This is a genomic window from Streptomyces sp. NPDC002868, from assembly GCF_055563295.1.
In genome coordinates this window covers 418,222-444,410 of record NZ_JBVHDR010000002.1, presented here as the reverse complement: position 1 = coordinate 444,410, position 26,189 = coordinate 418,222, and the positions used below count along the sequence as shown (strand labels likewise).

General features: G+C 69.6%; 23 protein-coding genes and 1 pseudogene. 9 read left to right on the top strand and 15 right to left on the bottom strand.

Annotation, left to right across the window (positions count from 1 at the left end; all coding sequences use genetic code 11):
- Nucleotides 1–12: 12 nt before the first annotated feature.
- The 5 genes from ACZ3H8_RS07895 to ACZ3H8_RS07875 all read right to left on the bottom strand — a co-directional run bounded on the left by ACZ3H8_RS07895 (nt 13) and on the right by ACZ3H8_RS07875 (nt 4,915).
- Complete coding sequence (locus tag ACZ3H8_RS07895; protein ID WP_467398807.1) at nt 13–2,379, bottom strand: ABC transporter permease; 2,367 nt, start codon at nt 2,377–2,379, stop codon at nt 13–15.
- The gene (locus ACZ3H8_RS07890) at nt 2,376–3,062 is read right to left on the bottom strand and encodes an ABC transporter ATP-binding protein (RefSeq protein WP_467398804.1); all 687 of its coding nucleotides are present in this window, start codon (nt 3,060–3,062) and stop codon (nt 2,376–2,378) included. Before ACZ3H8_RS07890 ends, ACZ3H8_RS07895 begins: the two co-directional genes overlap by 4 nt.
- Entirely contained in the window at nt 3,059–3,583 is a 525-nt protein-coding gene (locus ACZ3H8_RS07885; protein ID WP_307661375.1) for a PadR family transcriptional regulator, read from the bottom strand. Before ACZ3H8_RS07885 ends, ACZ3H8_RS07890 begins: the two co-directional genes overlap by 4 nt.
- Before the next feature lie 187 nt (nt 3,584–3,770).
- Nucleotides 3,771–3,983, bottom strand: a complete 213-nt coding sequence (locus tag ACZ3H8_RS07880) for a hypothetical protein (RefSeq protein ID WP_398983591.1) — start codon at nt 3,981–3,983, stop codon at nt 3,771–3,773.
- Nucleotides 3,980–4,915 carry an SPFH domain-containing protein gene (locus ACZ3H8_RS07875; protein ID WP_467398800.1) on the bottom strand — a complete coding sequence of 312 codons (936 nt, stop codon included), beginning with the start codon at nt 4,913–4,915 and terminating at the stop codon, nt 3,980–3,982. Before ACZ3H8_RS07875 ends, ACZ3H8_RS07880 begins: the two co-directional genes overlap by 4 nt.
- Nucleotides 4,916–5,165: 250 nt before the next feature.
- On the opposite strand from ACZ3H8_RS07875, the gene ACZ3H8_RS07870 reads away from it, so the two are divergent.
- Entirely contained in the window at nt 5,166–7,385 is a 2,220-nt protein-coding gene (locus ACZ3H8_RS07870; RefSeq protein WP_467398797.1) for a transglycosylase domain-containing protein, read from the top strand.
- A 100-nt stretch (nt 7,386–7,485) separates the two neighbouring features.
- On the opposite strand, the pseudogene ACZ3H8_RS07865 reads toward ACZ3H8_RS07870, so the two are convergent.
- From ACZ3H8_RS07865 to ACZ3H8_RS07850, 4 genes and pseudogenes are all read right to left on the bottom strand, one after another.
- A pseudogene (locus tag ACZ3H8_RS07865) lies at nt 7,486–8,104 on the bottom strand (catalase); the annotation flags it as partial.
- 17 nt (nt 8,105–8,121) lie between these two features.
- Complete coding sequence (locus tag ACZ3H8_RS07860) at nt 8,122–9,996, bottom strand: SpoIIE family protein phosphatase (protein WP_467398795.1); 1,875 nt, start codon at nt 9,994–9,996, stop codon at nt 8,122–8,124.
- A gap of 309 nt (nt 9,997–10,305) precedes the next feature.
- Nucleotides 10,306–10,983, bottom strand: a complete 678-nt coding sequence (gene fomD / locus ACZ3H8_RS07855) for a cytidylyl-2-hydroxypropylphosphonate hydrolase (protein ID WP_467398792.1) — start codon at nt 10,981–10,983, stop codon at nt 10,306–10,308.
- A gap of 58 nt (nt 10,984–11,041) precedes the next feature.
- Nucleotides 11,042–12,436: a class II fumarate hydratase gene (locus ACZ3H8_RS07850; protein WP_467398790.1), complete on the bottom strand. Its 1,395-nt coding sequence runs from the start codon at nt 12,434–12,436 to the stop codon at nt 11,042–11,044.
- A gap of 107 nt (nt 12,437–12,543) precedes the next feature.
- On the opposite strand from ACZ3H8_RS07850, the gene ACZ3H8_RS07845 reads away from it, so the two are divergent.
- The gene (locus tag ACZ3H8_RS07845) at nt 12,544–14,067 is read left to right on the top strand and encodes a ricin-type beta-trefoil lectin domain protein (protein WP_467398787.1); all 1,524 of its coding nucleotides are present in this window, start codon (nt 12,544–12,546) and stop codon (nt 14,065–14,067) included.
- Nucleotides 14,068–14,297: 230 nt separating this feature from the next.
- Here the strand turns inward: ACZ3H8_RS07845 and ACZ3H8_RS07840 are convergent, their stop codons facing one another.
- On the bottom strand, nt 14,298–15,989 hold the full coding sequence (locus ACZ3H8_RS07840; RefSeq protein ID WP_467398785.1) for a fumarate hydratase: 1,692 nt from the start codon (nt 15,987–15,989) through the stop codon (nt 14,298–14,300).
- Nucleotides 15,990–16,198: 209 nt separating this feature from the next.
- Between ACZ3H8_RS07840 and ACZ3H8_RS07835 the strand changes: the two genes are divergently transcribed.
- The gene (locus tag ACZ3H8_RS07835) at nt 16,199–16,867 is read left to right on the top strand and encodes a DUF1707 SHOCT-like domain-containing protein (protein ID WP_467398783.1); all 669 of its coding nucleotides are present in this window, start codon (nt 16,199–16,201) and stop codon (nt 16,865–16,867) included.
- 151 nt (nt 16,868–17,018) lie between these two features.
- Nucleotides 17,019–17,372: a WhiB family transcriptional regulator gene (locus ACZ3H8_RS07830; protein ID WP_215094504.1), complete on the top strand. Its 354-nt coding sequence runs from the start codon at nt 17,019–17,021 to the stop codon at nt 17,370–17,372.
- An 87-nt stretch (nt 17,373–17,459) separates the two neighbouring features.
- On the opposite strand, the gene glpX is transcribed toward ACZ3H8_RS07830, so the two are convergent.
- On the bottom strand, nt 17,460–18,491 hold the full coding sequence (gene glpX / locus ACZ3H8_RS07825; RefSeq protein ID WP_307661363.1) for a class II fructose-bisphosphatase: 1,032 nt from the start codon (nt 18,489–18,491) through the stop codon (nt 17,460–17,462).
- Nucleotides 18,492–18,614: 123 nt separating this feature from the next.
- On the opposite strand from glpX, the gene ACZ3H8_RS07820 reads away from it, so the two are divergent.
- On the top strand, nt 18,615–19,133 hold the full coding sequence (locus ACZ3H8_RS07820; RefSeq protein WP_307661362.1) for a DUF4245 domain-containing protein: 519 nt from the start codon (nt 18,615–18,617) through the stop codon (nt 19,131–19,133).
- Nucleotides 19,134–19,199: 66 nt separating this feature from the next.
- On the opposite strand, the gene ACZ3H8_RS07815 is transcribed toward ACZ3H8_RS07820, so the two are convergent.
- From ACZ3H8_RS07815 to xseA, 3 genes are all read right to left on the bottom strand, one after another.
- The gene (locus tag ACZ3H8_RS07815; RefSeq protein WP_467398777.1) at nt 19,200–19,790 is read right to left on the bottom strand and encodes a malonic semialdehyde reductase; all 591 of its coding nucleotides are present in this window, start codon (nt 19,788–19,790) and stop codon (nt 19,200–19,202) included.
- Nucleotides 19,791–19,914: 124 nt separating this feature from the next.
- Nucleotides 19,915–20,157, bottom strand: coding sequence for an exodeoxyribonuclease VII small subunit (locus ACZ3H8_RS07810; protein ID WP_356228521.1), 243 nt, complete (start codon nt 20,155–20,157; stop codon nt 19,915–19,917).
- A gap of 10 nt (nt 20,158–20,167) precedes the next feature.
- Nucleotides 20,168–21,382, bottom strand: coding sequence for an exodeoxyribonuclease VII large subunit (xseA, locus tag ACZ3H8_RS07805; RefSeq protein ID WP_467398774.1), 1,215 nt, complete (start codon nt 21,380–21,382; stop codon nt 20,168–20,170).
- Nucleotides 21,383–21,486: 104 nt separating this feature from the next.
- On the opposite strand from xseA, the gene ACZ3H8_RS07800 reads away from it, so the two are divergent.
- Entirely contained in the window at nt 21,487–22,479 is a 993-nt protein-coding gene (locus ACZ3H8_RS07800; protein WP_467398771.1) for a 4-hydroxy-3-methylbut-2-enyl diphosphate reductase, read from the top strand.
- A 30-nt stretch (nt 22,480–22,509) separates the two neighbouring features.
- Nucleotides 22,510–23,250: a polyphosphate--glucose phosphotransferase gene (ppgK, locus tag ACZ3H8_RS07795; RefSeq protein ID WP_467398768.1), complete on the top strand. Its 741-nt coding sequence runs from the start codon at nt 22,510–22,512 to the stop codon at nt 23,248–23,250.
- A 125-nt stretch (nt 23,251–23,375) separates the two neighbouring features.
- Here the strand turns inward: ppgK and ACZ3H8_RS07790 are convergent, their stop codons facing one another.
- Complete coding sequence (locus ACZ3H8_RS07790) at nt 23,376–23,969, bottom strand: DUF6542 domain-containing protein (RefSeq protein ID WP_467398766.1); 594 nt, start codon at nt 23,967–23,969, stop codon at nt 23,376–23,378.
- 186 nt (nt 23,970–24,155) lie between these two features.
- Between ACZ3H8_RS07790 and ychF the strand changes: the two genes are divergently transcribed.
- Both ychF and ACZ3H8_RS07780 read left to right on the top strand, forming a co-directional pair.
- A complete protein-coding gene (ychF, locus tag ACZ3H8_RS07785; protein ID WP_467398764.1) occupies nt 24,156–25,244 on the top strand; it encodes a redox-regulated ATPase YchF in 1,089 nt (362 codons plus the stop codon).
- A gap of 395 nt (nt 25,245–25,639) precedes the next feature.
- A complete protein-coding gene (locus tag ACZ3H8_RS07780) occupies nt 25,640–26,170 on the top strand; it encodes an ATP-binding protein (RefSeq protein ID WP_467398761.1) in 531 nt (176 codons plus the stop codon).
- Nucleotides 26,171–26,189: the final 19 nt, after the last annotated feature.

Below are 26,189 nucleotides of genomic sequence, written 5' to 3'. Positions count from 1 at the left end.
GCGCTGCGCCGACTACTCCGTACGCAGCCCGTCCGGGCGCATCATGTGCCACAGCGGCGGCAGGCTGAGCACCGTCACCAGCAGGATCAGCGCGGCCCCGACCCCGGTGATCGGCAGGAAGGCCCACCAGTCGGCGACCTGCTTGTCGACCAGCTTCAGCAGGACAAGACCGAGCCCGATGCCGCCCGTGACCGCGAGGGCGAGACCCAGCACGATCGGCACGGCCGTCTGCCACAGCACCGACCAGCTCAGAGTGGCGCGCCGGGTGCCGAAGGCGACCAGCACCGACAGCAGCCGCTTGCGGTCGCGGAGCTGCTCCAGAGTGGAGACGAGCATCGACGCGGCGATCAGCAGCATCGTCGCGGTCGCGCCGACGAACAAGCCGGTGCGCACGCTGGAGAACTGCCTGTCACGCTCGAAATTCTGCAGCGTGAGGACGCTGGTCAGCGGATCGATGGCGGCCGCGCTGTTACGGGCGTACTCGGCGGCCTCAGGCACGTCCGGGTCGAGCCGGATCATCGCCTTGGCCGTCGGGCTCACCAGTTTCGACACATCGATGGTGGACGGCGTCGCCATGACGCCGAAGGAGACCTGCCCCACCGGGTCGGTACGCGAGTCCACCGTCCTGGTGGATGCGGGGATACGCCACAGCACCGGCTTGGTCGTCTTCGCCTCGCCTCCCGGGCCGAACTGCTCCGAGTTGAGGTTGACCTGGGCGCCGGGCCGGGCGGTCTCGGCGAGAAATTCGTCCGGCGGTCCCTGATTGCCGTGCGTACGGGCGATGAAGACGTCGCCGTCCTTGCAGGAGGGCAGCTTCGCCAGCTCCCGCAGCGACGGGCAGTCGGCGACAGTGATCTGGGTGCTGGGGATGAAGCCCTCGCCCTTGCGTATCGGTCCCGGCCGGTCGACGGACGCCTGGATCATCCCGATCACGCTGGAGACGCCCTTGGTCGCCGAGTACTTCTCGATCATCCTGCGCGCCACGGAGCCGTCCGTGGCCTTCGCGCTGGTCTCGAGCTGGGCGCGGGCCGCGTCCATACCGGTCGGCTTCATGAAGTCGCTCTGCACGGAGCTGAAGAGCATCTGCAGCGCGATGGCGCCGGCCGCCGCGACGACGATGCCGCTCACCGCACGGGCCGCCGTTCCGCTGCTCAGCTGGAGCCGCCGTATGGCCAGTTGCCAGGGCACGGGCCCGCCGCGCAGCCGGCCGACCACTGCCTCCACCAGCCACGGCAGCAGCGCGGTGACCCCGGTCAGCACCAGCAGCGCGCCGCCGGCGATCTGATAGGTGGCGATCTCGGTGTCCGCCAGGCCGACCCGGCCCGACTGGGGCAGCAGCAGGGCGAGACCGGCGGCCGGCATCAGCAGCCGCCACCACAGCCGGCGGCGCCGCGGAACGGTGTTCCGTACAACACCGAGCGGCTCGATCGTCACACCACGCAGCGTGAAGAGGGTGACCCCGATCGCGGAGGCCGGCACGGCGACGGCGATCAACGCGGTCAGCACCGGGCTCGGCACGATGTCGGAGGGGAAGGCGTTGACGTTCCAGATGGTCACCGAGCCGATGAACTGCCGTATCAGCGCCAGGAATCCGGCGCCCGCGACCAGCCCGAGCAGCGCGCCGCACAGTGACTCGCCGGCCGCGATCCGTCGTGTCATCGCCTGGTCGGAGCCGACCAGCCGGAGCGCGGCGAGCCGCCGGTCGCGCTGCTCGCCGCCGAACCGCACGGCGGTGGCGATGAACACGGCCACCGGCAGGAGCAGGGCCACACAGGCCATCACGATGATGAGCAGGAGCACCGCGCTCATCGGGTCGCCCTTGCCCTGGTTGCCGCCGTAGCCGTCCGCGCGCCAGTTGGCCGCCGCCGGGGAGAGGGTGGAACTGCCTGCGTAGTAGAACAACTCACCGGGGCCGATTAGGCCGCGGTCCCCGATGGTGGCGGTGACCCGGTACGGCAGCCGGTCCTTCAGCAGCGCTCCTTCGGGGGAGCTGAGCAGGTCGGCGAGTGCGGGAGAGACAGCCATCTCGCCGGGGCCCGGCAGCTTCGCGAGGCCGGGCGGCGCCGGGGCGTCGCTGCCGTCGGGCCGGAACACGGCGCCGTTGACGGTGTCCGAGCGGTAGAGCGTGCTGGTCTGGGCGAAGAGGAACGAGCGCTCGGAACGCTTCACCTCGTCGTTGAAGGTGACCGTGCGGTCCGCTTCGCGGGTGTCGCGGCTCTCGATGAGATGCGGCACGGACGCGGCGACCAGCAGCAGGGAGACGCCCAGGCCGACGCCGATGGCGGTGAGGATCGTACGGGTCCAACCGCGCCGGCCGCCGGTGACGGCGAACCGGGCGCCCAGGGTGAGATCCCGTATCCAGGTGGCGCCGCCGCTCATGCCACGCCCGCCATGTCGCGCACCTTGCCGTCGCGGACGATGACTTCGCGGTCGGAGTACGCGGCCACCCGGGCCTCGTGCGTCACCAGGACGACCGCGGCATTGGTGTCCCGGGCCGCGTCGGTGAGCAGCTCCATCACGCGCTCGCCGTTGAGGGAGTCCAGCGCGCCGGTCGGCTCGTCCGCGAAGATCACCCGCGGCGATGTGACCAGCGCCCGGGCGACGGCGACCCGCTGGCCCTGTCCGCCGGAGACCTCGCCGGGCCGCTTCTGGCCGACGTCGGCGACCTCGAGCCGCTCCATCCACTCCTGGGCGGTGCGCTCGGCGGCCTTGCGCTTGACGCCGGTGAGCCGGAGGGGCAGCGCCACATTCTCCGTACAGCTCAACTCCGGTACGAGCTGCCCGAACTGGAACACGAACCCGAACTCGGTACGGCGCAGGGTGCTGCGCTCGGCGTCCGACATCTCGGTGAGCTCGCGCCCGCCGTACCGGATGGATCCCGAGTCGGGCCGGACGATCCCGGCGAGGCAGTGGAGGAGGGTCGACTTGCCGGAGCCGGACGGCCCCATGACCGCGACGACCTCGCCGGGGTGGATGGAGAACGATGCGCCGTCGAGTGCGGGGGTCGGGCCGTACGCCTTGTGCAGATCGCCCGCGACGAGGAGGGAGCCTGCGGGGGTCATCCGCGCACCGCCTTGGCGAGCTGGTCGAGGCGGGCGGCGGTCAGTTCCAGCCAGCGCAGATCAGCTTCGAGATGGAAGAGGGCGTGGTCGCAGATGAGCTGATCGGCGAGATCGCCGCGGCGCTTGCGGTCGGTGAGGATGCGCATGAGCCGCAGATGCTCGGCCCGCTGCGAATCGAGCAGATCGGCGGCACTGCGGCCGGTGAGCAGGGCGAGGACGACCTTGGTGTAGAGGGTCGACTGAAGATACGGCTCGGGCTTTTCGGGCTGCGCGAGCCACTGCGACACGTCGGTGATCCCGGCGTCGGTAATGGCGTACCGCTTGCGCTCGGGCCCGCCGCCGGCCTCTATGCCGTCGACCTCGACGAGGCCGTTCTTGAGGAGGCGGGACATGGTGGAGTAGACCTGCCCGTAGTGGAGGGGCCGGTCGTGGCCGAACTTTTCGTCGAAGGCCCGCTTGAGGTCGTAGCCGTGGCGTGGGCCGGATTCGAGGAGCCCGAGGAGGGTGTGACCGATGGACATGAGCGCACTCTACACCGTGCGTATACTCGGAGTGTATACCGGGGGGCTCTGCCCCGGACCCCGCGCCTCAATCGCCGACGGGGCTTGAAATCAAGCCCGTTGGGGGTCCCCCGGACGAAGTCTGGGGGAGACCGAGGACACGAGGCCGAAGGCCGCGTACGGGGGCCCTGGGGCGAAGCCCCAGGGACTACCCCTCCTCCGGTGGCTTCGGGGGGCGGCCCCGCCGCGGGATCGGGCGCACCGTGCCCGGCAAGCGGCCCGCGTCCGACAGGGCGCGGCGGAGGATGAATTCGATCTGCGCGTTCGCGCTGCGCAGCTCGTCGGACGCCCAGCGCGCCAGCGCCTCGTACACCGCAGGGTCCAGCCGCAGCAGCACCTGCTTCCGCTCGGGGGGCGTCACTGGTAGAGCGTGCCCGTGTTGAGGACCGGCTGCGCCGCGCGGTCACCACACAGCACCACCATCAGGTTCGACACCATCGCCGCCTTCCGCTCCGCGTCCAGCTCCACGATGTCCTGCTCCTGGATCCGGACCAGCGCCGCCTCGACCATCCCCACCGCGCCGTCCACGATCTGCCGCCGTGCCGCGACCACCGCGCCCGCCTGCTGGCGCTGCAGCATCGCGGAGGCGATCTCCGGCGCGTACGCGAGATGCGTGAAGCGGGACTCGATGATGTGGACGCCCGCCGCCTCGACCCGCGCGTGCAGTTCCACCGCCAGCTTCTCGGTGATCTCCTCCGCGTTGCCGCGCAGCGACAGGCCGTCCTCGTCGTGCGCGTCGTAGGGGTACTCGATGGCGATGTGCCGTACGGCCGCCTCCGTCTGCGTGGAGACGAACTCCAGGAAGTCGTCCACCTCGAACATCGCCTGCGCGGTGTCCTCCACCTTCCACACCACCACCGCCGCCAGCTCGATCGGGTTTCCGTACGCGTCGTTCACCTTGAGCACGGCGGTCTCGTGGTTCCGCACCCGCGTCGAGATCTTGACCCGCGAGGTGAGCGGGTTGACCCAGCGCAGGCCGTCCGTACGGATCGTGCCCCGGTAGCGGCCGAAGAGCTGGACCACCCGCGCCTCGCCCGGCGCGACCATGTTCAGCCCGCACATCGCGAAGAAGGCCGCGATCGCGGCCAGGATGCCGATCACTATGAGAGCGGCCTTCGTGCCGGTCGAGCCGGCCGTCGCCCCGACGACGATGAGCAACACCCCCGCGGCGAGGCCGAGTAGGCCCAGCAGTAGCGCGAGGCCCCCGCCGATGCTGTGTGCCGGAATTTCACGGACCTGCGGCGCGGGCATCTCCGGCAGGTCGTCCGTGGTTGTCGTGCTGGTGGCAGGCATGATCGCTCCCCGTTTTCGGCAGTCCGGCAGCAGTCGGCGACCCTCGCCGACGATGCAATCATTCTGCTATCACTTTAACTTCCGTCGCAACCCTGTGTGCCTCTCATGAGTCGGTTCCTTGAGACGGGGTGCTCATTGTCACGTCCGGAAAAGACCGGATGAGTGGCCCTTTGTCCGTACCAGCGGTGTTAGCTTTCTGAGCTGATCTGAGACCGAGCAGACCGAGTAGTGAGAGCGGAGCAACGAAGCGATGGGCCGAGCGGAAGCACGACGGGCCCGGCAGAGTGGGGCGCGCCGGGCGAAGAAGGCGGGGCCCACGGGCATACGGCGGTTCTTCACCTGGAGGAAGCTGCTGGGCGCCTTCTTCGGCTTCTGCCTGCTGGCGATGGGCGCGTTCTTCGTGATCTATCTGATCGTGCCGGTGCCCACGGCCAACGCCCAGGCCGAGATGCAGAGCAACGTCTACAAGTACAGCGACGGCAAGATCCTCACCCGCACCGGCACTGTCAACCGAGAGATCGTCGGGCTCGAGCAGATCCCGAAGGACGTCCAGTACACCTTCGTTGCCGCCGAGAACAAGACCTTCTTCAAGGACTCCGGAGTCGACTTCAAGGGCACCGCCCGCGGCCTGATGAACACCCTCACCGGCAAGGGCAAGCAGGGCGGCTCGACGATCACGCAGCAGTACGTCAAGAACTACTACCTCGACCAGGACCAGACGGTCACCCGCAAGCTCAAAGAGCTGGTGATCTCGCTCAAGGTGGACCAGAAGAAGGAAAAGAGCGAAATCCTCGCCGGGTACATCAACACCAGTTACTACGGGCGCGGTGCGTACGGAATCCAGGCGGCGGCCCAGGCGTACTACCGCGTCGACGCGTCCAAGCTGACCGTCGCCCAGGGCGCGTACCTCGCCTCCCTCCTCCAGGCCCCCAGCCAGTACGACTGGGCGGTCGCCTCCGACACCGGCAAGAAGCTGGTCACCGACCGCTGGAACTACGTACTCGACAACATGGTCGAGGAGAACTGGCTCGACTCCGGCAAGCGCGGCGCCCTGAAGTTCCCCTTGCCCAAGGCCCCGAAGGCGGCCCCCGGCATGGGCGGCCAGACCGGCTACCTCGTCGACGCGGCCAACGCCGAGCTGGAACGCCAGGGCATCAGCGAGGACGAGATCGAGGCCGGCGGCTGGACGATCACCCTCAACATCGACGAGAAGCGCCAGAAGCAGCTGGTCAAGGCGGTCGACAAGCAGCTCGAGGAGAAGCTCGAGCGCAAGAGCGACAAGGCCGACGCGACCGTCCAGGCGGGTGCGACCTCCGTCGACCCGAAGACCGGCCATGTCGTCGCGCTGTACGGCGGCATCGGCGCCACCGAGCACTGGCTGTCCAACGCCACCCGCCGCGACTACCAGCCCGCCTCGACCTTCAAGCCCGTCGTCCTCGCCTCCGCCCTGGAGAACGGGTCCAAGACCCAGGACGGCGAACCGATCGGCCTCAAGACCACCTACGACGGCACCAGCAAGCGGCCCGTCGAGGGAAGCGACACCCCCTTCGCACCGGAGAACGAGGACGACCGGGACTACGGCCCGGTCACCGTCCAGAGGGCCACGAACAGCTCGATCAACTCCGTCTTCGCGCAGATGATCGTGGATGTGAGCCCGGAGAAGGCGAAGAAGACCGCACTCGACCTCGGTATGAAGGACGGCAAGGGCTGGCCGGAAAGGCCCGCGATGTCGCTCGGCACGATGGGCGCCTCCACCTGGGACATGGCCGCGGTGTACGCGACTCTCGACAACCACGGCAAGAAGGTCACGCCGACGATCGTGAAGTCCGCCGAGCACCAGGTCCGCGAGGCCGACCCGGCGGACCCGATCGGCGACCAGGTCATCAGCCGTGAGGCGGCGGACACCACCACCGCGGCCATGACGGGCGTCGTGAAGAGCGGCTCGGGCCAGAACGCGGCCGGCCAGTACGAGGCGGCGGGCAAGACCGGTACCTCGGAGAACAACCGCTCGGCGTGGTTCGTGGGCTACACCCCCGAACTCGTCACCGCCGTCGCCCTGTTCGGCGAGGACCCCAAGGGCGGGCAGGTCACGCTGACCGACACCGTCAACGCGGGCCGCGCCAACGGCGGTGGCGTGCCGGCCAAGATCTGGAAGCAGTACACGACGGGTGCGCTGGACGGCGGCTCGGACGCCGAGTTCGAGCTGGAGGTCGACGAGACCGCGACCGCGGAGCCGGATCCGACGCCGTCGGACACCCCGACCCAGACGCCCTCTCCGACGGCGACCCGGGAGCCGGAGGAGACTCCGACCCAGACTCCGACGAAGTCGCCCACCGAGACGCCGACGGACGATCCGACGCAGACACCGACCAAGACGCCGACGGGTGAGCCGACCTTCACGCCGCCGACCGATCCGACCGACGGCGGCCCGGGCGGGCCGGACGGCGACAAGGGCGTCCTCAGGCCGTAATGCCATAACTGCATGCCATGGCCGCCCTGCATGGCCGTCGCGACATGACTGTGCCCGCGGCACCCGGCTTCCGGGTCCGCGGGCACAGTCGTATCCGCTGTCAGCCGCCGTTCACGTTGTTGGCGATACGGTCGCCCAGCTGCTTGTCGATGTTGCGCCAGTACTGCAGCGCCCGGTCCACGATCGGCCGGGTCACCCCCTGCAGCAGGTGCCCGCTGACGTTCGACACCAGCCGGTCACGCGCGGCGTCGTCGAGGACCTGGCGGACCATGGTGCCCGGCTGGCCCCAGTCGTCGTCCTCGCGGTGCAGCCTGTAGGCCTCGCGCACCATCTCGCCCGCGGCCGCCCAGCCCGCCGGGTCGCCGAAGTTCGCCACGTCGGCCGCCGGGCCGCCGTAGGAGTTCGGGGCGTAGGGCCGTGCCGTGTTCGCCGGGCTCGTACCGCATCGGGCCGTCCTTCGCGTACGAATTCACCTGCGAGCGCGCCCTGTTGGGCGGCAGCTGGGCGTAGTTCGGACCGATCCGGTAGCGGTGGGTGTCCGGATACGAGAAGAGCCGGCCGAGCAGCATCTTGTCCGGCGACGGGCCGATGCCCGGTACCAGGTTCGACGGCTCGAAGGCGGCCTGCTCGATATGGATGAAGTAGTTCTCAGGGTTCTTGTTGAGCGTCATCCGGCCGACCTCGATCAGCGGGTAGTCGCTGTGCGGCCACACCTTGGACGGGGTCCAGATTTGGGCTATGTACGGGTGGGTAGCTCGAACCAGACCACCTTGCCGGTCGAGAGCCGGGTCGCTCCCCACCGTCTGGCCAGCCGGTTCACCAGGAACAGTCCGCGTCCGCCCTCGTCCGTGTCCCTTGCCCGCCGCTGCCTCGGCAGCTGCGGAGAGTCGTCGCCGACCTCGCAGCGCAGCACGTCCGTACGCAGCAGCCGCAGGGTCACCGGACGCTCGGCATACCGCACGGCATTGGTCACGACCTCGCTGACCAGCAGCTCCACCGAGTCGCTCAGCTCCTCCAGGCCCCAGCGGGTGAGTGCGCGGCGGGCCAGTCTGCGGGCCCGGCCGGGGGCCGCGTCCTCCGGCTCCAGGTACCAGTACGCGACGTCACTCGGTGCGATCCCGTCGAAGCGGGCCGCGAGCAGCGCGATGTCGTCGTCCCGGTCGCCCGGTCCGAGCATGTCCAGCACATCGTCGCAGAGCGCCTCCAGCGGGGGCGAGTGATCGGGACCGGTCAGCTGGGCGGTGGCGGCCAGGCGCTCCCGCAGCTGCTCGATGCCGGTCCACACGTCCCGCAGCCGGGACTCGACCAGGCCGTCGGTGTAAAGGAGCAGGGTGGCGCCGGACGGGGCGTCCAGCTCGACGGCCTCGAAGTCCACGCCGCCGACCCCGATGGGCGCGCCGGGCGGTACGCGCAGCACCTCGGCCCGGCCACCCAGGTGCAGCAGGATGGGCGGCGGGTGGCCCGCGTTGGCGATGGTGATCCGGTGCGCGACGGGGTCGTACACGGCGTACATGCAGGTCGCCATCCGGTCGGTGCCGAGCCGCTGGGCCTGCTCGTCCAGATGGTGCAGGACCTCCTGCGGCGGAAGATCCAGCCCGGCGAGGGTCTGCGCGGTCGTCCGCAGCTGGCCCATGATCGCGGCGGAGGTCATGGAGTGCCCCATGACGTCGCCGACGACGAGCGCCACGCGGCTGCCCGGCAGCGGGATCGCGTCGTACCAGTCGCCGCCGACGCGGGCGGTCTCGGCGGCCGGGAGGTACCGGCTGGCGAGCCGTACGCCGGTCGGCTGGGGCAGCGAGTCCGGCAGCATGGTGCGCTGCAGCTCGTCGGCGATGTACGCCTCGCGGCCGTACAGCACGGCCTTGTCGATGCCGAGCGCGGTGTGCGTCGCCAACTGGGCTGCCACCAGCAGGTCGTTGGGCTCGAACGCGGGCCGGTCGGGCCGGCGCAGGAAGACCGCGGCACCGATCACGCGCCGCCTGCCGCGGAGCGGGGCCAGTATCGCGCGATGGCCGCCCGGCACGGTCCGGCCGTCGCCGAGCAGCTCGGGCAGCGCGGCCCGGGCGGCGGCGGAGTCGCCGAAGACGGGCCGCACGCCGCGCAGCACCTCGGAGAGCGCACCGCCGGAACGCACCTCGCACAGCTCGGCGGCCGGCGTGAGGTCGTTCTGCGGGTCGATGACCGGGATCGGGACGGTGGCACCGAAGTCGGCGTCCTCACCGGCTAAACGCAGCCGGTCGGTGCGGCGCAGCCGCAGCACGAACGGCGAGACCGGACGCTCGTCGCCCACCGGCAGCGGGTCACGCAGATAGACGAGGATCGCGTCGGAGAAGGTCGGCACGGTGGCCCGGCACAGCCCCAGCACGATCTCGTCCAGATCTATGCCGCGCGCGATCCGCCGCGTCGCGGCCCCCACGAACCGCAGCCGGTCCCCCTCCCGCCGCGCGGTCCCCGCCAACTCCTGCGTGGGCCCGGACGGCGCGGGCACGGCCGAGGGCCCGGGCGTGGGCACGGCCGAGGGCCCGGTCGCCTCCGCCCGCGGCCGGGTGCGTTCCTGCGGCCGGGCAGCCAGGGGCTGCCGGCCTTCGTGGGAGGTGGGCTGCTCCGTCACGCGTGGGATTCCGTCCGTCCGGGCCGGTTGTGCGATGCAATCGCCTCGTGAGGCGGTATACCCGCTCTGCGGGCGGCGTCGACAGGGTGGCAGGCATCCGGCACAGCTCCACCCCCTAGCGGTGACTTTGAGATGACTTACGGTCAGGTCGTGTGCTGCGCTCAATGGTTGCTGAAACGGCGCAGCCTTGCGGACGACGATCCTACGTTTGCCCCCAGGGGGCGCATCAAGAGTCTCACGAGGTCGTATGCGCCGGAGCGGGTTCCCGGGCCGGAATCAGTCACTTCGCTCACCGCCCGCGCCGGGCGCTCACGAGGCCAGCTCCGCGGCCGTCCGCCCCCAGTCCGCCGGCAGCTCGGGCACCTGCCACGCGGGGTCCGGCCGCCAGCGCTCCCAGCCGTCGGAGAACGGGGCTCCCCAGGCCCGGATCGCCTCGACGGCCGCCTCGCCCGCCTCACGTACCCCTCGCGCCTTCTCCGCGTCCATCAGGCCGACCCGCTGGGCCTGGTCGAACTCGTCCTCGTCCAGCCAGCTCCAGCTGCGGTCGGGCCTCACCGCGATGTCCAGGAAGTGGTCTTCGGAGTCGACGCCGCCCGCCCAGCGCGTATGCGGCTCCTCGAGGTTCACGTACCAGTTCTTGAACCGCCAGCCGCGCTCCCAGAACAGCCAGACCGACCACGGCTCGCCGGGCCGTGCCAGCTTCAGGACGCCCGTGCCGAACCAGCGGGACAGGGCGGTGGTGCGCGGGGCCGTGTAGCGGGTCGCGAGTGGCTCCTGGTGGACCGGCGTGCCGTCCGCGAGTACCGGTCTCACGCACTCGGTGCCCGGCGCCATCCACACCACGAGCAGCTCTTCGGTGTCCTGTACGACGGTCACGGGGCGGCAGATGTGGACGGTGGCGCCCGACAGGTCCGGGGCATGGCCGCGATAGCGCCAGAGGATGTGGTCCCCGCGCGCCCAGCGTGCGATGCGTTCTGTGCCTGTCATGAGCAGATCTTAGGAGCACGGTCGGGGCCCTGCTGCGACGCAGATCACGGACGTCGCGTCACGGATGCGTCATACGCAGCACGTCGAGCGCCTCGTCGAGCTGCTCCAGGGTCAGCGCTCCACGCTCCACATAGCCGGACTCGAGGACGACCTCACGGATCGTCTTCCGTTCGGCCAGCGACTTCTTGGCGACCTTCGCCGCTTCCTCGTAGCCGATGTACTTGTTCAGCGGCGTGACCACGGACGGCGAGGACTCGGCGTACTCCCGGGCCCGCTCGGCGTTCGCCGTGATGCCGTCGACGGTACGGTCCGCCAGCAGACGCGAGGCGTTGGCGAGGAGCCTGACCGACTCCAGCAGGTTCTTGGCGATGACCGGGAGCATGACGTTCAGCTCGAAGTTCCCCGCGGCGCCCGCGGTCGCGACCGTGGCGTCGTTGCCGGTCACCTGGGCCGCGACCATCAGCACGGCCTCCGGGATCACCGGGTTGACCTTGCCGGGCATGATCGAGGAGCCGGGCTGGAGGTCGGGAAGGTTGATCTCCGCGAGACCAGTACGCGGGCCCGATGCCATCCAGCGCAGGTCATTGGAGATCTTGGTGAGCGAGACCGCGATGGTGCGGAGCTGACCGCTCGTCTCCACCAGACCGTCCCGCGCGCCCTGCGCCTCGAAGTGGTCGCGTGCCTCGGTCAGCGGCAGCCCGGTCGCGCGCGCGACCTCGGCGATGACCGCGGCCGAGAAACCGGGCGGGGTGTTGATGCCGGTGCCCACCGCCGTACCGCCCAGGGGGAGTTCGGCGAGCCGGGGCAGCGAGGCCGTCAGCCGCTCCACGCCGTACCGGATCTGCGCTGCATAGCCGCCGAACTCCTGGCCCAGCGTGACGGGAGTCGCGTCCATCAGATGCGTACGACCGGACTTCACGACGTCCGCGAACTCGGCGGACTTGCGCTCCAGCGAGGCCGCCAGATGCTCCAGCGCCGGGATCAGATCGCCCGTCACGGCCGCCGTCGCCGCGATGTGGATGGAGGAGGGGAAGACATCGTTGGACGACTGGGAGGCGTTCACATGGTCGTTGGGGTGCACCTCGCGGCCTAGGCGCTCGGTGGCCAGCGTCGCGATGACCTCGTTGGTGTTCATGTTCGACGAGGTGCCGGAGCCTGTCTGGAAAACGTCCACCGGGAAGTGCTCGTCCCAGCGGCCCTCGGCGACCTCCGCGGCGGCGTCGGCGATCGCGCCCGCGATGTCCTTGTCGAGCACACCCAGTTCGGCGTTGACCTGGGCGGCGGCCGCCTTGATCCGGGCCAGGGCCTCGATGTGGGACCGCTCCAGACGCTGCCCCGAGATGGGGAAGTTCTCCACGGCCCGCTGCGTCTGGGCCCGCCACTTGGCGTGTGCGGGCACCCGCACCTCACCCATGGAGTCGTGCTCGATCCGGTACTCGCTCGCGTCGCTCATCGTCTTCGTACCTCCCAGAAAAGGTGAGCACTTGTCTTGTTCTGTCTATTCCCAAGTGCGCTACCCGCCAGTAAATACCGGTGACAACCACAAACCGGGGAGGCGCAATGAGGCGCACCAGACGCAGACTTCGCTGTACGGTCGCGGCCGCCGCCGCACTGGCGGCAGGACTCGGCGGGGCGGCGGCCACGACCACGGCCGCCGAGGCCGACGAGACCCGCACCGTCGCATCTGTACCGCTCCCTCCCGAACTGGAGTCCATCCGCGCGGCCGAGGCCGTCAAGCTCTACGGCAGCCCCGCCGAGCGACCGCTCGCGGACCGCAAGTCTGGCCTGATCTCGCTCGGCGACAGCGAGATTTCGGGCGAGGGAGTCGGCACGTACGAGCCCGGCACCAACGGCCCCGACAACTGGTGCCACCGCTCGCCCGACGCCGCCATCCACCGCACGGGCATCGCGGCGGACGTGACGTACAACGTCTCCTGCTCCGGCGCGTACTCCGGGAACATCCGGATCGGCGGCTCGAAGCAGTACGCCGACGAGCTCGTCCAGAGCGACAATCTGGCCATCAAGGCGCGCAACACCCGCATCAAGATGGTGCTGTTGGTGGCCGGTGCCAATGACGATCTGCGGTTCGGCCCTGTGATGACCGACTGCGTCACGCGATTTCTGCTGATTCAGGGACCGTGCGAGCCCAAGTACGCACCGGGCTGGCAGGCCCGCATCGACGGCCTCGTCCCCAAGGTCGAGCAGACCGTACGGGACCTGCGCACCGTGATGCGCGATGCCGGATACACCGACGCAGACTACAAACTGGTCGTGATGGGCTACCCGAGTCCCATCGGCCCGGACTTCCGCGACAACCCCGGCTTCCCCGGCAAGCTGATCTGCGGCGGCATGGGCTACGACTCCGACACTGTCTGGGGCCGCAACACAGCCGTCCCCGGCTTCCAGCGCGGCATGCGTAAGGCCGCGCAGTCCACCGGTGCCGTCTACCTCGACAACTCGCGCCTCTTCCACGGCCATGAGGTCTGCATGGAGAACACCTGGGCGCGCGGGCTGTACGTGGACATCACCAACCCCTTCCCGCCGGACTCCAATTCGGTACGCCAGTCCTTCCACCCCAATGTGCGCGGACACGCGGCTTTCGCTTCGTGCCTCACGCAGCTCTACAACTCCGGGTTGCGTGAGGCGAGTTGCGCGGATGTGGCGTCGGGCGGGAAGCCCGAGCTGTACGCGGGAGCGTGGGACGACGCGTACAAGCCGCTGAGGAACGAGGCGACGGGCTCCTGTGTGGACGTGTCGGGTGCTGTCACCCGTAACGGCACCGGAGTCGTCGGGTGGGACTGCCACGGCGGACGTAATCAGGGCTGGTGGTACGACGCGGCGCGGAGGTCGCTGCACACGGAGCTGACGCAGGACCGGTGCGTCGACGTGCCGGGTGGCCGCTATGCGGCGGGCGTGGCGCTGATCGTGTGGGACTGTCACGGCGCCGCGAACCAGCAGTTCGTCCGCACCGGCGGCACGATCCGCCCGGCGGCGGCGCAAGGGCTGTGCGTGACGCTGGCGGCGCCGAGGGATGCGGTGCGGTTGCGGGCGTGCACGGGCGGGCCGGACCAGCGCTTCGCGTAAAGCCCCCACCCCGCCCCTTCCCGAACTGGGGCTCCGCCCCAGACCCCGCGCCTCAATGGCCCCCCACGGGGCTTGAGTTTCCGCCCGTCCGGCGGAAACTCAAGCCCGTCCGGCGATTGAGGACACCGCCCGAAGGGCGGTACGGGGTCCGGGGCTTGCCCCGGTTACGGGAAGGGGCGGGTAGGGCTGTGTCCGATTTTGCGGCTCCGCCGCGGGGCCTGCCGCAGGCGCTACGCCAGCCCCGGGCCCCGCACCGGGATCGACGTGAACGTCGGCGCCGGCGCCGGCTCCGTGAAGAAGTCGTTGCCCTTGTCGTCCACGACGATGAACGCGGGGAAGTCCTCGACCTCGATCCTCCACACCGCCTCCATCCCGAGCTCCTCGTACTCGACGACCTCGACCTTCTTGATGCAGTCCTGCGCAAGCCGCGCCGCCGGACCGCCGATCGAGCCCAGGTAGAAGCCGCCGTGCGAGCCGCACGCGTCGGTGACCTGCTTGCTCCGGTTGCCCTTGGCGAGCATGACCTTGGAGCCGCCCGCCGCCTGGAACTGCTCGACGTACGAGTCCATCCGGCCTGCCGTGGTCGGACCGAACGAGCCCGACGCGTAACCCTCCGGCGTCTTCGCCGGGCCCGCGTAGTAGACCGGGTGGTCCTTCAGGTACTGCGGCATCTCCTCGCCCGCGTCGAGCCGCTCCTTGATCTTGGCGTGCGCGATGTCGCGGGCGACGACGAGTGGGCCGGTCAGCGAGAGCCGGGTCTTGACCGGGTACTTGGTGAGCTCGGCCAGCACCTCGTCCATCGGCCGGTTCAGGTCGATGCGTACACTGCGTCGATCAGCGGCTTCGCCGCGGGCACCCGCCTCGTCGAGGTGCTCGTCCGTCGTGTCCGGCAGGAAGCGCGCCGGATCGGTCTCCAACTGCTCCAGGAACACGCCCTCCGCGGTGATCTTCGCGGTCGCCTGGCGGTCGGCCGAGCAGGACACGGCGATCGCGACGGGCAGCGAGGCGCCGTGCCGCGGCAGCCGGACCACGCGGACGTCGTGGCAGAAGTACTTACCGCCGAACTGCGCGCCGATGCCGATCTTCTGGGTGAGCTCGAAGACCTTCTCCTCCAGCTCCTTGTCGCGGAAGCCGTGGCCGGTCGGGGAGCCCTCGGCGGGCAGCTCGTCGAGGTAGTGCGCGGAGGCGTACTTCGCGGTCTTCAGCGCGAACTCGGCGGACGTGCCGCCGACGACGATCGCGAGGTGGTACGGCGGGCACGCCGCTGTACCGAGCGAGCGGATCTTCTCCTCCAGGAACTTCATCATGGAGGCCTCGTTCAGGACCGCCTTGGTCTCCTGGTAGAGGAACGACTTGTTGGCCGAACCACCGCCCTTGGCCATGAACAGGAACTTGTACGCGCCGCCGTCGGTCGCGTACAGCTCGATCTGGGCGGGGAGGTTGGAGCCGGTGTTCTTCTCCTCCCACATGGTGAGCGGAGCCATCTGCGAGTAGCGAAGGTTGAGTTTGGTGTACGCGTCGTAGATGCCGCGGGAGAGGGCTTCCTCGTCGCCGCCCGCCGTCAGCACGTTCTGGCCGCGCTTGCCCATCACGATCGCGGTGCCGGTGTCCTGGCACATGGGGAGGACGCCGGCGGCGGCGATGTTCGCGTTCTTGAGCAGGTCGAGCGCGACGAACTTGTCGTTGGAGGAGGCCTCGGGGTCGTCGACGATGCGGCGCAGCTGCGCGAGGTGGGCGGGCCGCAGGTAGTGCGAGATGTCGTGCATGGCCTCGGCGGCGAGCTTGCGCAGCGCCTCCGGCTCGACCCTGAGGAACGTACGCCCGTCGGCTTCGAAGGTGGAGACTCCCTCGGCGGTCACCAGCCGATACGGCGTGGTGTCCGCTCCCAGCGGGAGCAGATCGGAGTACGCAAACTCTGGCATTACGGCCAATCCTCACTCAGCAGACGGCGACGCGGCCTCCATTGGCAGCGCGCACCCCAGCGTAGAACGCCGCGCGGGAGCCGGGCTTGTGAGGTAGGGCTCACTGAAATCAAGCACTTGGGGTCTCCCCGGACGAAGTCCCGAGGAGTTTGGGGACAACCGGCGTGGGCCACTAGTCGCGATCTATCGCGTTTCGCTACGCTGGATCCGTGGACCTCGACAAGCACCCCCAGAAGCCGGTCGCCCACGCGGAACCCGGCGCTGCCATCCGTGCCTCCGATGCCGACCGTGACCGGATCGCGGACATCCTCAGGGACGCCCTGGCCGAGGGCCGGCTGGACGCCGAGGAGCACTCCGAGCGGATCGAGGCCGTCTACCGCGCCAAGACCGTCGGCGAGCTCGAACCGATCGTCCAGGACCTGCCGGCGACCCGCAGGCGCCCGGACGCCACCTCGTACGCGTACGGGCCCGAAGAGTCCCCCGGACCCGGCGGACCCGCCGACAACCTGATCGCCGTCTTCTCCAGCGCCACCCGCAAGGGCCGCTGGCGCGTCGGCCGCCGCACCAACGCCTTCTCGCTGTTCGGCAACATCGAGATCGACCTCACCGAGGCGCTCTTCGGGCAGCGGCTGACCGTGATCAACGCGACCTCCATCTTCGGCAATGTCGAGGTCCGGGTCCCGGAGAACATCTCGCTGCGCGGCAGCGGCACCGGCTTCTTCGGCAACTTCGACGTCCTCACGCTGGAGGCCGAGGATCCAGAGGCCCCGGTCGTCGTCGTCAACGGGTACTCGGTTTTCGGCAATGTCGAGGCCAAGCCCAAGCGCGGCCGCCGCATCTCCGATCTCCATGACCGCCTGCGCAAACACCTCGGCTGACGACTGCGCTCCGGAGCGCTTTTCGGCCGCGAGCGCCGGTGCGCAATTCCGTGCGTCGGAACTGAGTGCCACTCAGTGAATAGGAGTGCGCACAGCGGGTAGGGAGTGCTGCATCGTCTCTCGCTCGCGAAGCCGTCGTCAGGAGTAGACCGTGCTGCAACTGCCGCATCAGTCCTTGCAGGTCGCCGCCGTTCCGCCCCAGCGAATTCCCGCTCGGGAAGATCAGGCCGGACCCTGGCATGCGGAGGCGGTGTGCCGCCGGGACGAAGCGGGACTGTTCTTCGCCCCGTCCAAGGAACCAACGGCAGCGCGGCTGTCACGCGAGGAGGCAGCCAAACGGGTCTGCGCCCGCTGCCCCGTGATGGTCGAGTGCCGGGAACATGCCTTGCTCCAGCCCGAGCCGTACGGCGTGTGGGGCGGGCTCACCGCGGCCGAGCGCCGCGTGGTGCTGGCCCGGCGCAGGCGGCGCGAGGTCGAGCTCAAGAAGTCGGCGTCGGCGGCCTGACGGTCGACGAGGCGTCGGTCGCGTAGGTACGGGAAGGGGCGCCCCACCGCACATGGGGGCGCCCCTTCCCGTACCTACGGCCGGTACCTACTTCGCGCGGTCGAAGTCGATGGCGCTGTACGCGCGCAGCTTCGACAGCCGGTGGGTCGAGTCGATCTGGCGGATCGTGCCGGACTTGGAGCGCATCACCAGCGACTGGGTGGTCGCGGTCTCCGCGCGGTAACGCACTCCGCGCAGCAGCTCGCCGTCCGTGATTCCGGTGGCGACGAAGAACACGTTGTCGCCGCTGACCAGGTCGTTCGTGTGCAGCACCCGGTCCAGGTCGTGCCCGGCGTCGAGCGCGCGCTGCCGCTCGGCGTCGTCCTTCGGCCAGAGCTTGCCCTGGATCGTGCCGCCGAGGCACTTGATCGCGCAGGCGGAGATGATGCCCTCGGGCGTGCCACCGATGCCCATGAGCATGTCTACCCCGGTGCCTTCGCGTACGGCCATGACCGAGCCGGCGACATCGCCGTCCGAGATGAACTTGATCCGTGCCCCGGTCTCGCGGATCTCCTTGACGATGCCCTCGTGGCGCGGGCGGTCCAGGATGACGACCGTGACGTCCTCGGGCGTGGAGTGCTTGGCCTTGGCGACCCGGCGGATGTTGACCGAGACGGGGGCGTTGATGTCCACGAAGTCCGCGGCCTCGGGGCCGGTGACCAGCTTGTCCATGTAGAAGACCGCGGACGGGTCGAACATGGTGCCGCGGTCGGCGGCGGCGAGCACGGCGATGGCGTTCGGCATGCCCTTGGCGTTGAGCGTGGTGCCGTCGATCGGGTCCACGGCGATGTCGACCTCGGGGCCGGTCCCGTCGCCGACCCGCTCGCCGTTGAACAGCATCGGGGCTTCGTCCTTCTCGCCCTCGCCAATGACGACGACGCCGTTCATCGAGACGGTGGAGACGAGGGTCCGCATGGCCTTGACGGCCGCTCCGTCCGCGCCGATCTTGTCGCCGCGGCCGACCCACCGGCCCGCGGCCATGGCGGCGGCCTCGGTGACCCGGACGAGCTCCAGGGCCAGGTTGCGGTCGGGGGCCTCGGGGGAGACCTCGAGCTGGGACGGCAGATTGTGCTCGGTCATCGGAGCGCACCTTTCTGTACGACGACGGCCGGAAAAGAGGGTGATCCGACTCTATCTGTACGTCGACAAATTGAGCAGAGGGGGCCACGTTTGAGCACGCCACCATGATGCGACGATGGGGGCGTGGCAAGTATGCGAGGCAGACAGACGGTGCGCGACATGGTGCTGTCGATGGCGGTCATCGGGGCCGTCGTCGCGGTGATCTATGTGTTCATTCCGCACGATGACAAGGCCGACCCGATCAAGGCGGTCGACTACCGGGTGGAATTGCTGACGGCACGGCGTGCGGCGCCGTACCCGGTGGCGGCGCCGGAGGGCCTTGCGAAGGGGTGGAAGCCGACGTCCGTCTCGTACAAGGGGACCGACGGCAACGCCTGGCACCTCGGCTTCCTGGACCCGGACGGCGAGTACGTCGCGGTCGAGCAGTCCACGGCGCCGGCCCGCAAGTACATCCCGCAGGTCAGCCAGCAGGCCACGAAGACGGACCGCACGCAGCAGATCGCGGGCGCGGCCTGGGAGCGCTGGGAGGGGCCGAAGTACGACGCCCTGGTGCGCCATGACAAAGGTGGGACGACGGTCGTCACGGGTACGGCGTCGGCGCAGCGGCTCGCGGAAATGGCGGCCGCGCTGCGTACGTCATGACCAATGGCGAAGGCCGCCGCACGCGCTTCGGGTGCGGCGGCCTTCGCGTGATGACTGCGTGACGGCTCAGACGGTGGTGATGACCTCGTCGTACGCCAGTCGCGGCGAACGCGGGAACGAGGCGTCCTCGCCCGGCTTGCCGATGTTGATGACCATCAGCGGGGTGTGGTCGTCGTCCAGGAACTCCTTCTGGACGCCCGCGAAGTCGAAGCCGGTCATCGGGCCCGCGGCCAGACCGGCGGCGCGGACGCCGACGATGAAGTACGCGGCCTGCAGCGCGGCGTTGAGGCCGGCGGCCTGCTCGCGGACCGGGCGCTCGGCGAAGAACATGTCCTTGGCCTGCGGGAAGTGCGGGAACAGGGTCGGAAGCTCCTCGTGGAACTCGTTGTCGGCGGCGAGGATCGCGACCAGCGGCGCGGACGCGGTCTTCGCCTGGTTGCCCTCGGTCATGTGGCTCACCAGGCGTTCGTGGGCCTCGTCGGAGCGGACGAGGACGACGCGCAGGGGGCTCTGGTTGAAGGCGGTGGGTCCGAACTTGACGAGGTCGTAGATCGCCTGGACCTGCTCCTCGGTCACCGGCTCGTCGGTGAACGTGTTGGCGGTGCGGGCCTCACGGAAGAGGAGGTCCTGGGCGGCGGAGTCAAGGGCGAGGGTCATTGCTGACGTACCTTCCGGGGCATGCGGTGGATCATTACGGCAGGTGTAACCGTGCCCCAGTAGATTAAATTTCAACTACATGCCCGGAGTGACCCGGCTCACAGGGGACGGGCCCCTGACCTGCTCAGTCCTCGGCGGCCTGGGCGGCACCGGCCTCGCGCTCGCCCTCGGACAGCGCCGCGTCGAGCCGGGCGCGGGCGCCCTCCAGCCAGCGGCGGCAGACCTTCGCCAGCTCCTCGCCGCGCTCCCACAGGGCCAGCGACTCCTCGAGCGTCGTGCCGCCGGCCTCCAGGCGGCGTACGACCTCGATCAGCTCGTCCCGCGCCTGCTCGTAGCCGAGCGCAGCCTCGTCCGTGTTGGCAGCCATGCGATCCACCCTATGTGTGAGGTACGACAACGACGTTCAGCTCGCCCTCCGAGACCCGCGCGCGCAGCTCGTCGCCCGCCGCGACCTCCTCCGGCGAGCGGACGACCGCCCCGTCCGCCCGCTGCAGCACCGCGTACCCCCGCTCCAGGGTCGCCGCCGGCGACAGCGAGACCACCCGGGCCCGGGTGTGCGCCAGCTCCGAGTCGGCGCGGTCAAGGAGGTGGCCGAGCACCCGCCGGCTGCGGGCCACCAGCGCGTCCACCTCCGCCTCGCGCTCGTCCACCATCCGGTGCGGATGCTCCATCGACGGGCGGGCCAGCGCATGGGCAAGACCCCGCTCCTCGCGGTCGAGCAGCCCCTGGACAGTGCGCAGCGCACGGTCGCGCAACTGCCGCACCCGGTCCAGCTCCTCGCCGACGTCCGGCACGACCTTCTTCGCTGCGTCCGTCGGCGTCGATGCCCGCAGATCCGCCACCAGGTCGAGCAGCGGCGAGTCCGGCTCGTGCCCGATCGCCGACACCACGGGCGTACGGCACTCGGACACGGTGCGGATCAGCTGTTCGTCCGAGAACGGCAGCAGATCCTCCACGCTGCCGCCGCCCCTCGCCACGATGATCACGTCCACGTCCGTGAGCTCGTCCAACTCCTTGACCGCCTGGACGACCTGGGTCACCGCGTGCACCCCCTGCACGGCGACATTGCGCACCTCGAAGCGGACGGCCGGCCACCGCCGCCGCGCGTTCTCCAGGACGTCGCGCTCGGCCGCCGATGCCCGCCCGCAGACCAGCCCCACCCGGTGCGGCAGGAACGGCAGCGCCTTCTTGCGCTCGACGGCGAACAGCCCCTCCGCGCCCAGGGTCCGTTTCAGTTGCTCCAGGCGCGCGAGCAGTTCGCCGATTCCTACCGGCTTTATCTCCACGGCCCGCAGCGACAGCTGCCCCCGCGGTGCGTACCACTCCGGCTTGGCGTGCACCACCACGCGCGCGCCCTCCGCCACGACGTCCGCGACCGCGTCGAAGACCTGCCGGAAGCAGGTGACGCTCACGGAGATGTCGTACGAGGGATCGCGCAGGGTCATGAAGACGACCCCGGCGCCCGGCCGCCGCGACAGCTGGGTGATCTGCCCCTCCACCCAGACGGCGCCGAGCCGGTCGATCCACCCTCCGATGAGCCGTGACACCTCGCCGACCGGCAGAGGAGCTTCCGCGGACGTATTGAGAGCCATACGGGCGAGCGTATCGGCCGGGTGCGACAACGCGGCTCATACCGACGGTGGTACGAGTCTTCCCCTGGCGGGCGGCTCTCTCGCCCCTTCTGGGCGGCCTTACGATGGGGGGCATGACTGCTACGACTCCCGCCCGACGCGTCCTGCTCGCCGCTCCCCGTGGCTACTGCGCGGGCGTGGACCGTGCCGTGATCGCCGTGGAGAAGGCCCTGGAGCAGTACGGGTCGCCGATCTATGTCCGCCACGAGATCGTCCACAACAAGTACGTCGTACAGACCCTGGAGAAGAAGGGCGCGATCTTCGTCGACGAGACGGCGGAGGTCCCCGAGGGGTCGATCGTCATGTTCTCCGCGCACGGCGTGGCGCCGGTCGTCCACGAGGAGGCGGCGCAGCGCAAGCTCGCGACGATCGACGCGACCTGCCCGCTGGTCACCAAGGTCCACAAGGAAGCCGTCCGCTTCGCGGACGAGGACTACGACATCCTGCTGATCGGCCACGACGGCCACGAGGAAGTCATCGGCACGTCCGGCGAGGCCCCCGACCACATCACGCTCGTGGACGGCCCCGAAGACGTCGCGAATGTGTCCGTACGGGACGAGTCGAAGGTCGTCTGGCTCTCGCAGACCACGCTGTCGGTCGACGAGACGATGGAGACGGTGGACAAGCTGAAGGAGAAGTTTCCGCAGCTGATCTCGCCGCCGAGCGACGACATCTGCTACGCCACGCAGAACCGCCAGATCGCGGTGAAGCAGATGGGCGCGGAGGCGGACCTGGTCATCGTGGTCGGCTCCAAGAACTCCTCGAACTCGGTGCGGCTCGTCGAGGTGGCGCTGGGCGCGGGAGCGGGCGACGCCCATCTGGTGGACTTCGCGGATGAGATCGACGAGGCCTGGCTGGACGGCGTCTCGACGGTCGGCGTCACGTCGGGCGCCTCCGTGCCTGAGGTGCTGGTCGAGGGCGTACTGGAGTGGCTTTCGCAGCGCGGCTTCGAGGACGTCGAGATCGTGAAGGCGGCAGAGGAGTCGATCACCTTCTCGCTGCCGAAGGAGCTCCGGCGCGATCTGCGCGCGGAGGCGGCGGAGCTGTCCGGGAAGTAACTGACAGAGGCTGCCCGTAACGTTGTGTCCATGGACGTGTTCGGAGTGGACATCGGCGGATCCGGCATCAAGGGCGCACCTGTGGACCTTGAGCGCGGCGAACTGGCGCAGGAGCGCTACAAAGTCCTGACCCCGCACCCGGCGACGCCCGACGCGGTGGCGGACGGCGTGGCCGAGGTGGTCGGCAATTTCGGCTGGTCGGGCCCGGTCGGCATCACCTTTCCCGGCGTCGTCATGGACGGCGTTACGCGTACGGCGGCGAATGTCGACAAGCGCTGGGTCGACATGGACGCAGCGAAACTGCTGGGCGACCGCCTCGGGGGCCTGCCGGTGACGGTCCTGAACGACGCGGACGCGGCGGGCATCGCGGAGATGACGTTCGGCGCGGGCCACGGCCGCAGGGGCACGGTGATACTGCTGACGCTCGGCACGGGCATCGGCAGCGCGGTCTTCATCGACGGCCGCCTGGTGCCGAACACCGAGCTCGGCCACCTCGAACTGCACGGCCACGACGCGGAGAAGCGCGCGTCGACGAAGGTCAAGGAGGACGAGGGCCTGAGCTGGCAGCAGTGGGCCCACCGGGTGCAGAAGTATCTGGCGCACGTGGAGATGCTGTTCGCGCCCGAACTGTTCATCATCGGCGGCGGGGTGAGCCGCAAGGCGGACAAGTTCGTGCCGCTGATCGAGGGAATCAGGGCGGAGATCATCCCGGCGGAGCTCCGGAACAACGCGGGAATCGTGGGCGCGGCGATGGCAGCGGCTGGAAGGTAGGGGGCGAGCGGGCGGCGCCGGGTGCGCGGTACGTGCGGCGGCTGAGCCCGCCCCGGGCCGGTCCCGTGCCGCCGGACTGCGTGGCCGCGGACGCCGGCCTTGGTCTGGCGGACGTCGGCCGTGATCTAGCCGCGGCGCGGCGGAGGACCCCCGCGGGTGTGGCGCTGGCGGCGGGTCATCATGCGGATCTTCCGGACGCACGTGATGAGCCCCGCGATCAGCGTGCCGCCGTACAGCCAGCCGGCGTGCACCGCGAGTGCGGTGATCACCGCCATCGTCTGGCCGCCGAAGCCACCCGTGCCGCCGGAGATCGGCACGATCCCGACCGCGAACGCGATCGGCACGCTGATCGGCGCGGTGACCAGGTCCGCGTCCCGGACCCACAGCGCCGTCATTGCACTCACGGGCAGGAACAGCAGTCCGTACACCACGGCGGAGCCGCCGAACAGCAGCCAGTCCAGGCAGCCGAGCGCGAACATCGTCGCGGCTCCGAACAGTCCGCCACCGAGGCCGGTCAGCCGGGGCTTGGGCAGTCTGCGCAGCGCGAGGACCACAGGCGGCACGGTGCGCGCGGGCCGGGCAGCCACCCGGTACACGGGGGTGCCTTCCGCCAGCGTGCCCTCGGCGAGCGCGCTCTGCGGAGTAAGGGGGACTTTCGGGGAGAGAGGGGGCTGCGGCCGCTGCCGGCGCTGAGATTGACTTGTCCTGGGCTGCTCCACCCGAACAAAGTAGGTCGCGAGTGGGGAGGAATCAGGCATGGGACACGCCCTTTGGCTGACCTTGGCGTTGAGTTCGACTCCCGGCTCCCCGTCGATGCCCGGCTTGACCCGCCCGTAAACTGGGGGATCGGCCCACCTCCGGGCCGTACGGCCATCAGCCAGTCCTCACTCCAGGAAGTCGCCAACGTGTCGCTCACGATCGGAATCGTCGGCCTGCCGAATGTCGGCAAGTCGACCCTGTTCAACGCCCTGACCAAGAACGACGTGCTGGCGGCCAACTACCCGTTCGCCACCATCGAGCCGAACGTCGGCGTCGTCGGCGTCCCCGATGCCCGCCTCGCCACGCTCGCCGAGATCTTCGGCTCGCAGCGGATCCTCCCGGCGACGGTCGACTTCGTCGACATCGCGGGCATTGTGCGCGGCGCGAGTGAGGGCGAGGGCCTGGGCAACAAGTTCCTGGCGAACATCCGTGAGTCCGACGCGATCTGTCAGGTCATCCGCGCCTTCAAGGACGAGAACGTCGTCCATGTCGACGGCAAGGTCTCGCCGAAGGACGACATCGAGACGATCAACACCGAGCTGATCCTCGCCGACCTCCAGTCGATCGAGAAGGCGGTCCCGCGCCTGACGAAGGAATCCCGCCTCCAGAAGGACAAGGTCGCGGTCCTGGCCGCGGTCGAGGAGGCGCAGAAGATCCTCGAGGCCGGCACGACGCTCTTCGCCTCGGGCATCACCGCCGGCACGGAGAAGGGCCGTCTGCTGCACGAGCTGCACCTGCTCACCACCAAGCCCTTCCTCTATGTCTTCAACGTGGACGAGGACGAACTGGTCGACGAGGACTTCAAGAACGAGCAGCGCGTGCTGGTCGCCCCGGCCGAGGCGATCTTCCTGAACGCGAAGATCGAGTCCGAGCTCATCGAGCTCGACGACGACGAGGCGCTGGAGCTCCTCCAGTCGATGGGCCAGGAGGAGCCGGGCCTGGCGACGCTGGGCCGCGTCGGCTTCGACACGCTCGGCCTGCAGACGTACCTGACGGCGGGCCCGAAGGAAACCCGCGCCTGGACCATCAAGAAGGGCGCGACGGCCCCCGAGGCGGCCGGTGTGATCCACACCGACTTCCAGAAGGGCTTCATCAAGGCCGAGGTCATCTCCTTCGCCGACCTGGTGGAGACGGGCTCGGTCGCGGAGGCCCGCGCGAAGGGCAAGGCGCGCATGGAGGGCAAGGACTACGTGATGCAGGACGGCGACGTGGTGGAGTTCCGCTTCAACGTGTGACGGGTCGCCTGGCGCGACACTGCTGATCTGGCAAACGTGCAGGTCAGATGGGGTTCACCTCCTCCGGGGTGGGCCCCTAGTTTTTTCCCGTGCTGACTTGGTGCTGACTTCGGGCGACAGCACACGAGGGCCTCTGGTCTGCGATGTCCTGCCGCGCCAGCGGCGCCGCCTTCGAAGCACTGGTCGTAACCGTCGTCGGCCGCGATGCGGCGACAAGGCCGACGGTGGTGTGAACATCGGGCGAGCTCAGAGTTCAGATAGATGGACGGCATATGGAGTGCTTACAAAAAGAAGAATTCATCTCTAATCTTGACTTACTCCAGAACAGCCATACGCTGGATGTAACAAGCCCAAATCACGCAAAACGGGCTTCCGGCCAGTGGAGGTGCACGAACATGGGTCCCCTGGAACACCCGGGCGATCAGCGCAGTGAGCAGGCACGCGCACGGCGGGAGCCGTCGGGCGGCGTGGCCGGCGCGGCGCTGTTGGACCAGGAGCCTGCCTGCCCGCCGTCTCCCTGGCAGGAGGGTGCGGGCGTGTCCTCGTGGCCGCTGCCCTGGACGCCGACCGCGGTCGCTCAGGCGCGCCGCGACATCCGTGGCGGCCTGATGGCCGCATGGGTCCCCGCCACGCTGGTCGAGACGGCGGAACTGCTCGTGAGTGAGCTGGTCGGGAACGCCCTGCGCCACGCGGTGGGGCCGCTGCATCTCTCCCTGGTGCTGGCCGACGTGATCCTCTGCTCGGTCGAGGACGGCAGCAGCGTGCTGCCGCGACTGCGGTGTGCCGCGCCCGACGACGAGTGGGGACGCGGTCTGGCACTTGTCGAGGCGCTGTCCCGAAGGTGGGGCTGCTACCCGACCGCCCATGGGAAGATCACTTGGTTCGAGCTGGGCCCCTCCGGTGACCGCACCTGTTCCCCGGTGTGATGTGCCGCGAGACGACGGG